The organism is Methanomassiliicoccales archaeon (assembly GCA_029907465.1).
Lineage (GTDB): Archaea > Thermoplasmatota > Thermoplasmata > Methanomassiliicoccales > JACIVX01 > JACIVX01.
The window spans coordinates 16,285-31,294 of the sequence record JARYLV010000003.1; the positions used below are offsets into that span (position 1 = coordinate 16,285).

Below are 15,010 nucleotides of genomic sequence, written 5' to 3' on the forward strand. Positions count from 1 at the left end.
CTATCCACTTATCTGCGCTTGCCCACGAGCCGCAGAACAACCTCAATCGCCTCAGGTATTGCCCTCTCCACCTCTGGCGAGATCTCTTCACTTATCGTTCTCGTGTCTATGACTTCAATTGCGACAAATGATATTCGCTTCGGCATTCTAAGGGGTTCTAGCATTCTTCCCAGTTCAATTGCTGTTGCGATGTTGACGTCATGAGGGTTCGTGCCATGGATCGTCGACACAAAATTCTCTTCTGAAAGGATGAAAATCGATCCTGGTGGTTTCATATTTGTCACGATGCCGTCGATAATGACCACCACTTCATGATCTAACATCATTTCAATAAGATCCAATCCACTTGTGCTTACTTCCTTCACTTCAACGTCATCAAATTGAAAAGACTCAATCTGTTCAGCGACACGCAGACCAACAGAATCATCAGAAACGATAGGACTCCCGATACCGAGAACAAGAATCGGCTTTTTCCTTTCACTTGAAACCATTTCGTTCGGACATGAATTCCGATCGTGCACTTTTAGCTTACGGTCGAAAGACCCGTGATGATTAAGGATAAGACGCCATTTGACAGACAACCGAAAGGGGGTTGACCGACTATCCAAGAACAACGAAGAATTGGACTCCGCCCCAGCCCCTTTACCTCAGAAGTTCTTCACTCACTGATTTGAGATGTATCGGTATATGGGATTTTTTAAGAAAGGTGGGTCTAAGGGGGACATCTATATGCTCTCCTATATCAATAAGAAGGCTTATGAAAATCGAGCCCCAGGTGTCGCTCATTGTAGACGGTGCACATGTTACAACAAGAACCATTGAGGTTCTCATGGCGATATTAAAGGAGGGGAGTCAAAAAGGAGCAGCCAAGATGCTAAACATCTCCATACCTGTTTTGCATCGCTACCTCAAGAAGCTCGAGAAGAACCTCGGCACAGCTATTATGAAGACCACCCACATCGGAACGGAGCTAACCGACGAGGGAAAACAGATAGTGATGGAGTATATAGCTCTAAAATCAAAACTGGCGCGTCCGAACCGCCTTGTCGTCGGTGGGACAATTATCACTGAAGACTTGCTGCTATGGGCACTAACAAATTTTGATAAAGAAGGTGATATTGATCTTATTATTTCCAATGATGAACGAAACATCCAGGACTTCAAAGCGGGACTGATGGACCTCGTCGTCCTTGACGATCCTCTTTATGTCTACGACTTGGAAAACGTCAAATGGGAAGAAATAGGAGAAGACAGATTAATCCATGTCGACCGTGGTAGCCGTTACATGAAATTCATGTACGGCGCACAACGGATCGGCTTCAAACACCTTGAGAGCAGTGGAGTACCATATGAGGTCAAGGGAGTTACAAGGTATCTTCCAGCACTCGTCCAATCGCCGTTTAGCTTCTTTATTAATGAAAGCCTACTTGCGAGAAGGGGATTGAAGATCAAAAGCGCAACACCACCGAATTTACTCAAGCACAAAATCATTGCGATCTACCGGGAAGAAAAAGACGAAATTCTCCGGTTTGTCAAGGAGTTGTCGATGCAAAAAATACGGTTAGGGATTGACCAAAAAGGGTAAATGCCGAACGATTTTTCCATATCCATTATATAAGAAAAAGAACATCAATTCGTCAGGTGATAAATTGGCCACCGTTAAAGAGCCCAATCCAGCTTTTGCCGAAAGCATAATTAAGGCCGGCGGAAAGACGCTGAACCTCTGTTATCAATGTGGGACATGTACGGCGAGCTGCCCATCTGGCAGACAGACAGCATTCAGAACGAGGAAGCTCATCAGAAAGGCGCAACTCGGACTCAAGGAAGACATACTTCCCTCTGATGATCTCTGGATGTGCACGACCTGTTACACATGCGTGGAGCGGTGCCCTCGTCAAGTCGACATCACGGACATCATCATGATACTAAGGAATTTTGCAGTTAAAGAGGGGTACATGGCAGAGACTCATAAGAAAACTGCTTCATCGATGATGAACACCGGTCATACGATTCCACTGACCAGCGATTACAAGGAAATGAGGCAACGCCTTGGCTTATCTGAACAACCTCCGACTGTTCTGAGCGATCCTAAGGCGCTCGAGGATTGGAAAAAGATCATGCGGATTACGGGTTTTGATAAGCTCATAGGAGGTAACTAGATGACAGAAAAATACGCGCTCTTTCTTGGCTGTATCGCCCCTTTGAGATATCCTGGGATTGAGAAAGCGACAAGGGAAGTCTTCAAAGCCCTCGATGTTGAGCTCGTCGATCTCGAAGGTGCAGGGTGCTGTCCCGCACCAGGTGTCATAAGATCTTTTGACCAAAAGACGTGGCTCGCACTTGCGGCAAGGAACCTGGCCCTTGCTGAAAAGAAAGGACTGGACATCATCACAATATGCAACGGTTGCTTCGGTTCGCTCTTCGATGCGGCTCATTTACTTCATGAAGACAAAGAAAAGGCCAAGGAAGTTAACAGAATTCTGAAAGAAGTCAATCTTGAGTATGTCGGCGATAAGATCAGGGTACGCCATTTTGCGGATGTCCTCCATAAAGATATCGGGATCGAGAGAATCAAGTCGAAAGTTGTCAATCCATTGAATTTCAAGGCTGCAGTGCACTACGGTTGCCATTTTGCAAAACCCAGCAAGATCAAGCAGCTCGATGATCCAGAGAGGCCGAGCATTCTAGACGAATTAGTCGAAGCTGTCGGCCCAAAGAGCATCAACTACCGTGACAAAATGATGTGTTGCGGCGCTGGTGGCGGTTTGAGATCTAGGGCGAACGAGATAGCCATGAAAATGACCGAGGAAAAGCTCGCAAACATCAAGAAGGCAGGTGGACAGTTTATCATTGATGTGTGTCCTTTCTGTCATCTGCAATACGACAGAACACAGAAGGATGTTCCCGGTTACAACATACCAGTTGTCCATCTTTCACAGCTTTATGGAATGGCATTTGGGCTTCCAAGGGAGAATATGGGATTCGAGTCGCACATCGTGCCAGTTAATCTCTGAGGTGCCGATTTGTACAGGGCACACCTCGTATCAATCACGACGGCAGGCAGCGTCCCAGATAATTTGAAGGGATTCATTAACTTCCAAGCAGCCTACGAAGGCCACGATGTTAATGAGAACGAGAAGGTTGCACTCCTGGTCATTGAAGGTACGGCTTCATACGTCGTAATATTCCTTGACCGAGAAAGAAGCCTTGAAGAAATTGAAGATCGACTTGCACGCCAAAAAGCCGAAATGACCTCAGACACAAGAAATGCGATCTCGAAAAACATCAGCGCAAGACCAGAGTAGGCACTGGGTCTTTTTTCTCTCCCCTTTTTTCCACATTTTTTTCATCTCTGGAAAATTCGAACTATTTCAATCAAGAATGCACCCCGAACGTGCTAAAAAGGAGTCGATAATCGAGACTGAAACGGACCGTAAGTAATCGATGAAACGACGAGATTAAGGGAAATTATTAACAGGCCCTCATACTGATATCACGCCGATGACTTCTCTCGCACATCTCGGAGAAAAAGAGGTTGTCAGGCGCCTGATAAATGAGATTAGTAGCACGGCCGCCGTTGGTCCAGGCGATGACGCTGCTGCGATCGATATGGGCGATTATTACCTCGTCATAAGCACTGATCTACTCTCTGAGAAGACACACAAACCTAAGGAAATGACATATCGACAGTTCGGTTGGTCAGTAGCTGCCGTAAACTTCAGCGATATTGCGGCGATGGGGGCTAAACCGATTGGTATCCTCCTTTCATTTGGAGTACCGAAGAGATTAAGATACGAGAACTTGAGAGAAATGATGAGAGGCGCCATGGAGTGCTGCAACTTAGTGGGCGCAACAATCCTAGGTGGGGATACAAAAGAAACATCGGAGATCACAGTGGTAGGCACCGCAATCGGTATTGTCGGAAAGGATGAGATTCTATTGAGGAAGGGCGCCAAATTGGGAGATCTGGTCGCTGTCACTGGTACCCTAGGACTGGCAGCAGCAGGGTACTTCGCTTTGAAGAACGGTTTGAGGTGTGCCAAATGTCTAAAAGCGCTATTCGAACCGTTGCCGAGAGTTGAAGAGGGATTAACACTATCGTCATCTGGATTTGTGACCTCTTGCATCGATATTTCTGACGGACTTGCGTTCTCATTGAAGCACTTGTCGGAGGCAAGTGGCGTCTCGTTCCAGGTAGAGTGGGAGAAAATCCCTGTTGATTCCCATGTCTATAAGATCGCGAAAGCTTCGAAAATCAATGAGGAGGAACTGGTACTCTATTTCGGTGGCGATTACCAACTTCTATTCACGATCAATCCAGATGGCTGGAGAATATTGGAGAAGCGCCTCAATTCTAAAATATCAGTCATTGGGAAAGTCATTGATGCAGATGAGAATATATTAATAAGAAACAACACAAAAGTTAAACTCGAGGACCGCGGATATGAACATTTCAGGTGACCCCTTATTGAAGGAAGCCCGGTTTTGGAAATCACTGGATGGTAAAGTGCAGTGCAGCCTTTGTCCCCATTCGTGCGTTATTGCTCCAGGAAAAAAGGGTATTTGTGGTGTCAGGCAGAACCGCGATGGGAGACTCTATTCCTTGATTTATGGAAAAGCGTCGTCAATTCATGTTGATCCGATCGAGAAGAAACCATTTTTCCATTACAGACCAGGCGACAAAGTGCTCTCACTTGGCTCCGTTGGGTGTACATTCAGGTGTCAACATTGTCAAAACTTCACCATTTCTCAGGCAAGTCCAGATGCTTTTCCACTCGAACCAATTGAGCCTGAAGAAGTTGCAATCATGTGTCGCAACACAGGGAGCCGGGGCATCTCCTGGACCTATAATGAACCGATCATCTGGCATGAGTTTGCATATGATGCCTCTAGAATTGCAAAGCAACATGGATTCTATATTCTCTATGTTACCAACGGATATATTCAGGAAGAACCATTAAAGGAGCTCTCTCAGTGTGTCGATGGAATGAATATCGATATTAAGGGATTTTCCGAGGAATTTTATAAGAAAATTTGCAAGGCGTCTCTTGGGCCAGTTCTCACGGCAACCAAATTGGCGGTCGACCTTGGCATTCATGTGGAACTTACATATCTCATTATTCCAGGGAAGAACGATTCAGACGTCGAGATTAGGAATTTTGCGAAATGGGTGAGGGACTCGCTCAAGCCGGAAATTCCTGTTCATTTCACACGATTTCATCCTGATTATATGATGACGGACGTGCCGACTACACCAATGAGAACAATGGAGATGGCACTAAAGATCGGCAAAGAAGAGGGGTTGAAGTTCGTTTATCTCGGCAATGTACCACGCCACAGGGGTGAAAACACATATTGCCCAAAATGTGGACAGCTTGCCATTGAGCGGGAGGGGTTTTACATCTTACGAATCGAGGTTGAGAACGGACGATGTAAAAATTGCGGAGAACCGCTTAATATCGTGATGTGATCGCCGCTACTCCACCCGATCCGATCCTCCTAAAATTTGTTTCATGAACATCAATTTCTTAAACCTCGTTGCCTGATCAGCGAATGATGGACCTCCAGAAGATTTACGACAGATTGCTATCAAAATTCGCCGTCGACAATTGGTGGCCTGCAGACTCTCAATTCGAAATCATGGTGGGAGCGATCCTCACGCAGCAGACGACGTGGGAGAAGGTTGAAGAAGTTATTAGGGAGATGAAGGCGCAAGGCCTTCTGGATGTAGTAACACTTGCGAGTATCGATCAAGAGAAGCTAGAGAAGATAATTATGCCGCTGGGATTCTACCGACAAAAGGCTGAACGGATTAAATCCCTAGCTAGGTATATCCAAAATCATTATGGATCAGACCCATCTTTGCTCTTGACTAAACCTCTTGAGGAGGCAAGAAACGAGCTTTTGACGATAAAGGGGATCGGCAAAGAGACGGCGGATGCAATTCTTCTCTACGCTGGCCACAAAGAAACGTTTGTTGCTGCAAAATATTGTTGCAGGATTCTCATGAGAGTAGGCTTGGTCAAAACGGATAGATATGATGATGTAAAGCGATTCGTCGAGCAAAGCATCCCTCCAGATCCAAAGATCTACGCGAGACTCTATGCCCTTCTCGTCCAGCTTTCGAAGACCCATTGCCGCAACAAGCCCAAATGCAAAGATTGTCCACTTGAAGACATTTGTTCCTTTAAGCAATCATAAGGAAAATGAGATTCCCAACCACGACCGAAAAAAGCAATGAGATGGTAATAGGTATCAGAAATGGAATCTTTGGCGTGACCCATATTTTCTCAAAGCCCAATTGCTTGAGGTTCCTGAGTTGAGTTTCAACAGAATCGTCACTTCTAGGAAAGATTGTCAGTCTGATCTTTTCGCCATCGAAATATTCCAGCGGCCAGACAAATTTTAACTGGACCTCATTGATATTCACACGATAACCAAAAAACATCACGGGAATTCTTTTGTCTCCCCGAAAAAAATTGAAAAAGAAGAGGGCGATGGGCACGGCGACAGACAACAGAGCGGCGTTGAAAAGGATCAATAACGAAAAAGGAAACAGAAGCTCATTCAATGTGCTTGGGATGTCGATAATTGGGAATTGACCGATAACTGGATAATGCGGGAAGGATATAGAGAGGGCCAGGAGCGCTTTTGCGTCAGCACCACCTTTAATAATATTCAAATTATAGAATAAAATAATAATTCCAAACATGATGATAATCGTCATCAATTCCCAATAAAGAAGCTGATCCCAGAAGTTGATAGCAAGAAATATGAGAACAGCCAATGCAATCAAGTAGAGAAAAAGTGGTATGATATTGATTCCGTCTTCCAAGATCCCCTTTCGATCCCAAAAGATGTCAAAAAAAATAATCGCAATGGGGATGATAAATAAATAGTAAATAGGTGAGGCCCCGGAAAGATAGAGATCAATCACAAGAATGGCGAGGCCGATGATCCCAAGCAATATCCAGTGCATATCTGCCGCCAACCTAGCTTTCCAATCAGAGATTGATGCAGATAAAAGTATGAAAAAAGAGGCAAAGACTCGAATGTATTCCATTTCCTCCATATATTGGAGCATTCATATAAAGAAATAAAACCTTTGTCCACTTGATTTTGGAGATTTTCGGAGAAAAGCCAGAATCAGTGGGATAGAATTTTATACCACGAATCAATGCATGGTAGCGTGGAGTGGAGAGAACAGAAGACGAAATCAAAATCGATAGGGACTTTCATGAGACACGTGCTTGTAACGATCTTCAGTATTGCAATCATTACCTTCTTGCCCTGCGGCTTTTTGCATGCATCGGCATCTCAGCCGATCAATATCTTTTCAATGGATCCGCATGATCAGCAGATCAACGCTGGCGAAATTGCAAGCTATAGGTGGGTCCTGTTCAATAACGCTTCTTCTGCGTATCTTATTCACGTTTCTGTCAACCCATTGTCGGATAAGGACTGGCATGCAGCATTTGACGAGGATGTTATCACATTGAGTCCAGGCCAAGACGAAACTATCATCCTGAATATTACGACGTCACGAACAATGGGGACTAAAGACCTCTCTTTAGTCGTTGTTTTCAATGTCACGGAAATGAGCGAACCAACAAACACTTATCAAATTACGCAGAACATTCATTTGAAAATTGTATCCCTTTTTGGATCAAGAGCTGGAGAGAACAAGTTGTTCGGAATATGGGACAACTTTCTTCCATCGCCTTTTGATACAAACTACGGCGCATTTATCTTTACACTCATTGGATGGATAGCAATCGCATTGGTTGTCGCTTTCGTCATTGATCCAATCGTTCACAGATTTACAAGAAAAACGAAGACAGAACTCGATGATCGCCTTCTGAAGATTATCCACGGCCCGCTCTTTGCCATCATCGTCCTCTATGGAATCGTCAATTCGCTCGAGATCCTAAATATACCAATAGATATCATTGCAACAATTGAACTCATCTATAGCATTTCAATGGTTATCATCATTGTCTGGCTGGCATACAGAATATACGATAATATTCTCATCTATTACGCGAAATCCTTTGCCAAGAAAACGGAAATGGAGATCGACGATGTACTCGTCCCTCTTTTTGAAAAGATAGGGATGATTATCATACCTTTGCTGGGATTTACCGCCATTTTACACATTCTGGGCTTTGATGTGACGGTGATCATTGCTGGCGTTGGAGTGCTCGGTCTCGTAATTGGTCTTGCGGCTCAATCCACTTTATCAAACCTCTTTGCGGGATTGCAGCTACTGGTGGACAGACCATTCAAGGTTGGTGACCTGATTTTGATGGAGGACGGGGAAGTTTGTGAGGTTCGTAAGATTGGGATGAGAAGCATCACGCTCTATGATATTTTCAAGCACTCAAATGTTATCATACCGAATAATGAGATCGCGAATAAGAAGATCATCAACATTGTTCAGCCGGATAGAAAGTACAAGAAAAGCGTCACTGTTGGCGTCGCCTACGGCTCAGACGTCAAAAAAGTGGAATCGATCCTTTTGCAAGCGGCGCTCGAACACCCCAACGTGTTGAAGGACGAGGAACATGCGCCAGTTGTGAGATTTGAAGATTTCGGGGACTCCGCTCTTATTTTCACCATTTACTTCTGGGTCGACGATGTACGCAACCAATGGAAGGCCACTTCCGATATTAGAAAGAAAATCGATGAGAAATTCCGTGAGGAGGGCATCGAGATCCCATTCCCACAGAGAACTGTATGGCTGAGGCAACTTGAGAAGGACGCTCAAACCAAATGAAGATTCAGTTCCTGGGCGAGGTCATAAGCTTCCTGAAATTCCGACGGCTTCAGGGGCCGATTGATATCACGATGCTCAAATGCCCTGTGCACCGGCCTATATTGATCCATTACATTGACCAAAGCCGATGGTATATTCTCGGCAATCCACTTCAATACTGGTTTCGTGCAGCATTCGATGTGATTTGGGAGCACGAGGTGGCGCACGATGACCTCAGCCTGTTTTGCGGCGAGTAAGTGGTTGCGGGAAACAATCTCGAAATAGTTTTGTACACCTGATAGACGCTTGGCACACGAATTGTTTCCATATTTGAAATCAGTCAGGTAAACATCGATAATTCCGTCCAAAAGCTCCATTGACTTTTCAGTTAGGAACATATTCGAATTCCAAATCTGTGGAATGTTAACAACCGAATACTTGAGAACATCGAGAACATAATGCAGATTTGGTGTCGGGTCTCCCCCGACCCAATTGACATTGACAGCGGACGTGGGGGTCCAGACCCTCATCGCAGAAATTACTTTGGAACAAGCTCTCCCGCCGAATCTATCGGCGATCTTTGCTGCCAAACGCTGCGGGGGTACACAGATGCCTTCATCTGGATGCGTACTGATGTCATAATTCTGGCAAAAGACACACTTGAAATTGCATCCGCTGAAGAAAATTGTATAAGAAGGAATAAGAGGAGGTTCTTCCCCGTAATGCAGAAATTCACTCGCTATCCGCGGATCAAGAACACCGCACCTGCCCTTAACACCTTTGTTTCTATTGACCTGACACCGCCATTCACAGATCTCACACCGACTTAGCATCCTTTTTGCAAGTTCTAACTTTAGATCGAGCAATGATGTTGCTGGTGCGCTCAAGCCCTCTTTGCTTCCTCGTTTGAACTCTTCAACATCTACATGCGAGTGAAAGGCGGCAATTTGATCCGCGTGCAATTTCCAGAGTTCCTCGTCCGTTAGCGACGGAGAAAAATCTGTATGCATGTCCTTCGCGAGGAGATAATAAGCCTTGCTCCTACCGTCTAGGATAGAATGATATCTCGCCAATGGCTCCTTCATCTGATTATACTTACAGCGATATCGTTTAAGGCTTTTTTCTCTGACTTCCCGGTTATCGCTTCTTTTTCTGATTGGTGGGCAGGTCGTTGCATTGAATTCGATCCAGCGCGAAGATATGTACAGAACGCCATTTACTAAGACATGGATCTCTGTAGAACTTGGACCAGTGGGAAGAATCATTTAACGGAAGAGATTTTTTCATGCAATAGGGGGTTAAAAATTATTTTATAAGGCGGACTCTCATTTTACAAAAAGGACTCAAAGTCCATTGTGATTGGAGGTGTAGGCTTGGGAGTAATGGAGGTAATCAGGGGTAGACGAAGTATTAGAAAATATAAGAAAAAACCGATTCCAGAGGACTTATTGATAGAGATATTAGAGGCAGCTCGTCTTGCACCCTCAGGAGCTAACAGACAATTTTGGAAATTGATTGTTGTCCGCGATGAGGAGAGGAAAAAAGGACTGGTTCCCCTATGTAGGGATCAAAAATTCATAGAAGACTGCTCGGCATTCATCGCTGCTGTCGATGATCCGAGTCAGAAGTGGTATAGAGTCGATGTCGCCATCGCCCTCGACCACCTATCTCTTGCAGCAGCTGAAAAGGGCTTAGGAACTTGCTGGATCGGCGCATTTGACCCTGAGAAGGTTGCTGAGTATCTGGGTGTACCGAAGGGGTTGGTAATTACGGTTTGCATGACGCTAGGATATCCAGCGGAATCTCCAGAGCCAAGACCAAGGAAATCACTTGAAGAATTGGTATTCTGGGAAAAATATGGAGAGAAAGCATGAAAGTCATTAATGTGAGTGGTCTGAACGAAGTCGCCACACCCGGCGAACGAGGTCAAGTTTTTATCACTGATTGCATAAACGAAAGGGACATCGTATTTGGTTTAAGAGAGATTGAACCGAATTCGATTGCTCCAAAGCGCCCGCATCATCATCCGCTACGCCAGGCGATGTTTGTAATTGATGGGACAGGGGTTGTCACCAATGGCATTGAAAGACACCGATTTAAGCCGGGTGATTTTATCATGATTGATGCTGATGAAGAGCATTATTTTGAATCCGAAGGAGAGAGAGTAAGGATGATTGAGTTGCGTTTCCCTTGAGAAATTTCACCTAGAAAAGTGAGATCGTCTTGATCGTTCGCCTCATTGGGTGCAAGAGGAGATACACCTAATACTCAGGAATTCCAATGTAGAGCTTAAAGCGTGTTTGGATTCGTAATATGTAAATTGCTGCAGGTGATAAAGTGCACCCTTTAGATGCAATTAAGAAATCTTTTGCATACATGATCTACACAGGCATTGGCAGAAACACACTTCCAATTCATTAGGGACAAAGTTTATAATTGGTTGTTATATTTTTAACGATAGTGAAATCATGAACGCAGGAATTGGACGATATCTCAAGCAAGAATACATATGGGCGACGGCAAGAATAGCCCTCGGATGGATGTTGTTCTGGGCCTTTATCGATAAAGTGTTTGGGCTCGGGTTTAGCACGACACCGCAGCAATCGTGGCTTTCTGGAGCTTCACCAACTTCAGGGTTTCTGAAATTTGGCGTCTCAGGGCTTTTTGCAGATTTGTTCAAAGCGATGGCAGGCAATATATTAGTCGATGTTCTGTTCATGGCAGGCCTATTGCTAATCGGAATTGCTCTTTTGCTAGGCATCGGAACGAAAATTGCTGGTTACGCTGGCGCACTTCTCATGTTCATTCTCTATCTTACAAATGTACCTCCTCTGCACAATCCGCTGATCGACGAACACATCATCTATCTGATCGTGCTCATAGGGATTGCAAACGTCAAAGCGGGCCATACTTGGGGACTAGGGAAGTGGTGGTCAAATACATCCCTAGTGAAGAGGTTCCCAATCCTCGAGTAAACCCCATTAAGGAAGCAATCTAACATGCGTCAAAAAAAAGGCTCGATCGAGCCTTTTTATTTTTACTACTCTCGACTGGAGCCAGAAATAAAATTATCAAATGGCACATATTCATCAATAGTGAGATCTTTGAGAAGATAGGGAACAGGGGATGGAGAATTGTTTTGCGTCGATTCCTGCCCATTGACTTGAGAGATAGTTCGTAAACTATGAAACCGAATTCTTGACTTCATCATTTGGTTAGCCAGCAGCATCGTCATAATCCGAGATGTTCTTTATTCTTAGCGCAAGCATTCTGGCATACCATTGCCGTTTGTGGTGGTGCGATGATTCGTATGCCATTTAAGTAACATTTCGATCCAAAGACTGATACCCAGAACTCAGAAATGTGGAACCTCGTAGCAAAAGACCATGCAGCCATATCGAGAACTTTTTGTCACTAGAATTTCCTAATGCGATTGAATACTGACCGTCGTCTTTGGTGATTTTTCTTTCCGTAAATCCCTATTATTTCTTTTAAAAAAATGAAAATTTTATACAAGAGAGACTACTCTATCGCTATCGCAAAGGGCAATGCGAGAAGATGAAGATCGGAGCGGTTGGCGACCTGCACGGCAAGAAATACATTGAATTCTTGGAGAATAAACCTGAATACGCTGATCTAGATCTCTTGCTGCTGGCCGGTGATATCACTGAAAACAATAGCGTTGAAGAGTTTGATCTCGTTCTTGAAAAGCTCAAAGGATTGACGCATGCGAAACTAGTCGCTGTTTTTGGAAACGAAGAATATGAAGATACACACACTGAATACAAAAAGAGAAGTGAGGTTATTTTCTTGAGCGATAGCGCGACAACATTCAAAATCAGGGATGCGAATGTTAAAGTTGTTGGGACAACGGGTTCCCTTGATAGACCAACTTGGTGGCAGAGAATGAATCTGCCCGATATTTGGAAAAGATATCAGCAACGCATCGAAAAGGTTTCCCAATTGCTAATACGCGATGGTTCAGATTTTCTCATCTTGTTAATGCATTATGCACCAACCTATAAAACCCTCATGGGAGAGAGACCAGAAAGATACCCAGAAATGGCCTCGGAAAAGTATGAAACAATCATAAAAGAAAAGAGACCCGACATCGTTTTTCATGCACATGCTCACAAGGGAACGAGACATGCGGTGTTGAAAAGGGAACAGAGAAGATTGGATGAAATTGAGAATGAGTTCAAACCCGTTCCAATTTACAATGTTTCGTTACCCCTTAATAAGTCTATCACAATCGTTGAGTTGCAGGAATGAAAGTATGCCTGAGGACATGGAAATCGAGTCATTATTGCCGTGTGGGTCGATCAATGATCTGATCTACGGGATGTTGCGTCAGATTCCGAAAGGAATGGTCACGACTTATGGCGATATAGCTGAAGCACTAGGAGATATTCGCGCCGCGAGGGCTATCGGTGAGATTGTTTCGGGAAATCCGATGCCTATTGTTACCCCCTGCCACCGTGTGGTTTATTCAAATGGAGATATCGGATGGTATGGAGGAAAAAACAAGGGGAAAGAAGAGAAGAAGGAACTCTTGCGGAGTGAAGGGGTAGAGATCGTCGGGGATAGGGTTGCTAATTTCGAACAGATACGCTTTTCTGATTTCAATGTGGTACCAGTACTCAGTATATTGAAAAAGGAACAAGAGAGGATGAGATCGAAAGTGGTCGATTTCGATGATTTCAGGTCTGTGAGATTCGTTGCGGGAGTCGATGTTTCATATCATAACGATCGAGCTTTCGCTGCCATTGCCGTTTCCGACTTTGAAACAGGAAATATTGTTGAAGAGCGAGTGATTCAGAAATGCGCAGACTTTCCTTATATCCCGACGTATCTAGCATTTAGAGAGATTCCAGTAATTAGTGATCTGATCGATAGGAAGAATGATACAATATACATGATAGATGGTCACGGGATTCTTCATCCGCGTGGCTTTGGAATAGCATCGCAGATAGGTGTGCAGTTTGATATACCGACCATCGGTGTCGCCAAGAAGTTGCTCGTCGGCGAGGTGAAGAATAGTGACGCAATGATATCCCCGATCACCGTCGATGGCGAAGTGAAAGGATACTTAATAAAAAAGAGTGTAAAAAAGAGCCTTTTCGTATCCGTTGGACATAGAATTTCACTAAAAACAGCTTGTCGTATCTGCAGAAGATTTATTGATTGCGGTATCCAGGATCCATTAAGTCGAGCACACGAACTCGCCAATCGGCACAGAAAGAAAAGCATGAAAGAGGAAAAGGATTCCGTATGAAAATTGCAGTCTACGGAGCTGGCGCAATCGGCAGTTTCCTCGGTGGGTTGCTGGCGGACAGAAATGAGGTTACCCTCGTCGGACGGGGCCCACATGTTAAGGCGATTAACCGATCTGGATTGAAAATCTCGGGAATGCTTGAGAAAGTTGTTTATCCTCGCGCTGCCACAGATTTGTCAGACCTCAAAGAACAGGATGTCGTAATCATCACGGTTAAAGCGTATGATACTGAGAAGGCAAAGGAAGCGGTGTCCGTGATCGTTGGGGAAAAGACGACCGTTGTGACGATCCAGAACGGCCTCAATAATTTGCATTCCCTCGATAAAAAGTTTGGAGATCGGGTCGTAGGCGGTGTCACATCGATCGGCGTGACACACGTCTCGCCAGGACATATTCGCCTCGCTGGTAAAGGTGACACTGTATTTGGTTCACTAAGAGGATATCACGAAAGAGTGAAAGCGATCGTTGAACTCTTCAACCGCTCAGGAATCGAGAGCCGTTACACCGAGAATATCATTGGCGAGATCTGGCTAAAGGCTATCGTGAATTCCTCAATAAACCCCATCACCGCAATCCTCAGGAGGAAAAACGAATGCATTGTGACTGAGCCAGAATTGAGAGATCTTGCAAGGAAGATCTGTGAGGAGGCGACGGGTGTTGCGCAAGCCGCTGGGATCGTGCTTCCGCTTGCCGATCCGTTTCAACGAGTCATGGAGGTGGCCTCGTCGACAAAAGAAAATTATTCGAGCATGTTGCAGGACATTGAGCGAGGGAAAAAAACGGAAATCGACGAAATCACAGGAGCGATCGTTGCCCAGGCTAGAAAACTCGGCATCGACGTCCCAGTTAACGAGACTATTTGGAAGCTTGTGCGGGCATTGAGCGTGAAATAAAATCCCCCTCTGGAAGTGCGATCCATCCAGACTGACACCTTTAGAAAGATTAATATCATGGCAGCCTGATTTTCTTGCGTGATCTTC

General features: G+C 44.7%; 17 protein-coding genes. 14 read left to right on the forward strand and 3 right to left on the reverse strand.

From position 1 onward, the window contains the following. Positions 1-8 precede the first annotated feature (8 nt). A complete protein-coding gene (locus QHH00_01670) occupies positions 9-491 on the reverse strand; it encodes a hydrogenase maturation protease (protein ID MDH7508090.1) in 483 nt (160 codons plus the stop codon). A 266-nt stretch (positions 492-757) separates the two neighbouring features. Here QHH00_01670 and QHH00_01675 point away from each other — a divergent pair, with 266 nt between their 5' ends. The 7 genes from QHH00_01675 (at position 758) to QHH00_01705 (ending at position 6,201) form a co-directional block, all read left to right on the forward strand. Then, a complete protein-coding gene (locus QHH00_01675; protein ID MDH7508091.1) occupies positions 758-1,585 on the forward strand; it encodes a LysR family transcriptional regulator in 828 nt (275 codons plus the stop codon). 64 nt (positions 1,586-1,649) lie between these two features. After that, positions 1,650-2,159, forward strand: a complete 510-nt coding sequence (gene hdrC / locus QHH00_01680) for a CoB--CoM heterodisulfide reductase subunit C (protein ID MDH7508092.1) — start codon at positions 1,650-1,652, stop codon at positions 2,157-2,159. After that, positions 2,160-3,014, forward strand: coding sequence for a CoB--CoM heterodisulfide reductase subunit B (gene hdrB / locus QHH00_01685; protein ID MDH7508093.1), 855 nt, complete (start codon positions 2,160-2,162; stop codon positions 3,012-3,014). A gap of 9 nt (positions 3,015-3,023) precedes the next feature. Beyond that, positions 3,024-3,305, forward strand: a complete 282-nt coding sequence (locus tag QHH00_01690) for a DUF749 family protein (protein ID MDH7508094.1) — start codon at positions 3,024-3,026, stop codon at positions 3,303-3,305. 196 nt (positions 3,306-3,501) lie between these two features. After that, positions 3,502-4,461 (forward strand): thiamine-phosphate kinase, encoded by a 960-nt coding sequence (thiL, locus tag QHH00_01695; GenBank protein ID MDH7508095.1) that lies wholly within the window; start codon positions 3,502-3,504, stop codon positions 4,459-4,461. 7 nt (positions 4,462-4,468) lie between these two features. Next, positions 4,469-5,470 carry an AmmeMemoRadiSam system radical SAM enzyme gene (gene amrS / locus QHH00_01700; GenBank protein MDH7508096.1) on the forward strand — a complete coding sequence of 334 codons (1,002 nt, stop codon included), beginning with the start codon at positions 4,469-4,471 and terminating at the stop codon, positions 5,468-5,470. 68 nt (positions 5,471-5,538) lie between these two features. Beyond that, the gene (locus tag QHH00_01705) at positions 5,539-6,201 is read left to right on the forward strand and encodes a hypothetical protein (protein MDH7508097.1); all 663 of its coding nucleotides are present in this window, start codon (positions 5,539-5,541) and stop codon (positions 6,199-6,201) included. On the opposite strand, the gene QHH00_01710 is transcribed toward QHH00_01705, so the two are convergent. After that, positions 6,188-7,072, reverse strand: a complete 885-nt coding sequence (locus tag QHH00_01710) for an A24 family peptidase C-terminal domain-containing protein (protein ID MDH7508098.1) — start codon at positions 7,070-7,072, stop codon at positions 6,188-6,190. The genes QHH00_01705 and QHH00_01710 overlap by 14 nt on opposite strands. A gap of 117 nt (positions 7,073-7,189) precedes the next feature. Between QHH00_01710 and QHH00_01715 the strand changes: the two genes are divergently transcribed. Beyond that, entirely contained in the window at positions 7,190-8,776 is a 1,587-nt protein-coding gene (locus QHH00_01715; protein ID MDH7508099.1) for a mechanosensitive ion channel, read from the forward strand. Here the strand turns inward: QHH00_01715 and QHH00_01720 are convergent. Further along, a complete protein-coding gene (locus QHH00_01720; protein ID MDH7508100.1) occupies positions 8,764-9,840 on the reverse strand; it encodes a radical SAM protein in 1,077 nt (358 codons plus the stop codon). The two genes, QHH00_01715 and QHH00_01720, sit on opposite strands and share 13 nt — an antisense overlap. Positions 9,841-10,137: 297 nt before the next feature. Between QHH00_01720 and QHH00_01725 the strand changes: the two genes are divergently transcribed. The 6 genes from QHH00_01725 (at position 10,138) to QHH00_01750 (ending at position 14,923) form a co-directional block, all read left to right on the forward strand. Further along, the gene (locus tag QHH00_01725) at positions 10,138-10,629 is read left to right on the forward strand and encodes a nitroreductase family protein (protein ID MDH7508101.1); all 492 of its coding nucleotides are present in this window, start codon (positions 10,138-10,140) and stop codon (positions 10,627-10,629) included. Next, positions 10,626-10,949 (forward strand): cupin domain-containing protein, encoded by a 324-nt coding sequence (locus tag QHH00_01730; GenBank protein ID MDH7508102.1) that lies wholly within the window; start codon positions 10,626-10,628, stop codon positions 10,947-10,949. The genes QHH00_01725 and QHH00_01730 overlap by 4 nt, the downstream gene beginning before the upstream one ends. 274 nt (positions 10,950-11,223) lie before the next feature. Further along, the gene (locus QHH00_01735; GenBank protein MDH7508103.1) at positions 11,224-11,730 is read left to right on the forward strand and encodes a hypothetical protein; all 507 of its coding nucleotides are present in this window, start codon (positions 11,224-11,226) and stop codon (positions 11,728-11,730) included. Positions 11,731-12,313: 583 nt separating this feature from the next. Continuing rightward, positions 12,314-13,027 carry a metallophosphoesterase gene (locus tag QHH00_01740; protein MDH7508104.1) on the forward strand — a complete coding sequence of 238 codons (714 nt, stop codon included), beginning with the start codon at positions 12,314-12,316 and terminating at the stop codon, positions 13,025-13,027. A 4-nt stretch (positions 13,028-13,031) separates the two neighbouring features. Then, positions 13,032-14,030, forward strand: coding sequence for an endonuclease V (locus QHH00_01745; protein ID MDH7508105.1), 999 nt, complete (start codon positions 13,032-13,034; stop codon positions 14,028-14,030). Beyond that, a complete protein-coding gene (locus QHH00_01750; protein MDH7508106.1) occupies positions 14,027-14,923 on the forward strand; it encodes a 2-dehydropantoate 2-reductase in 897 nt (298 codons plus the stop codon). Before QHH00_01745 ends, QHH00_01750 begins: the two co-directional genes overlap by 4 nt. The last annotated feature ends 87 nt before the right edge of the window (positions 14,924-15,010 follow it).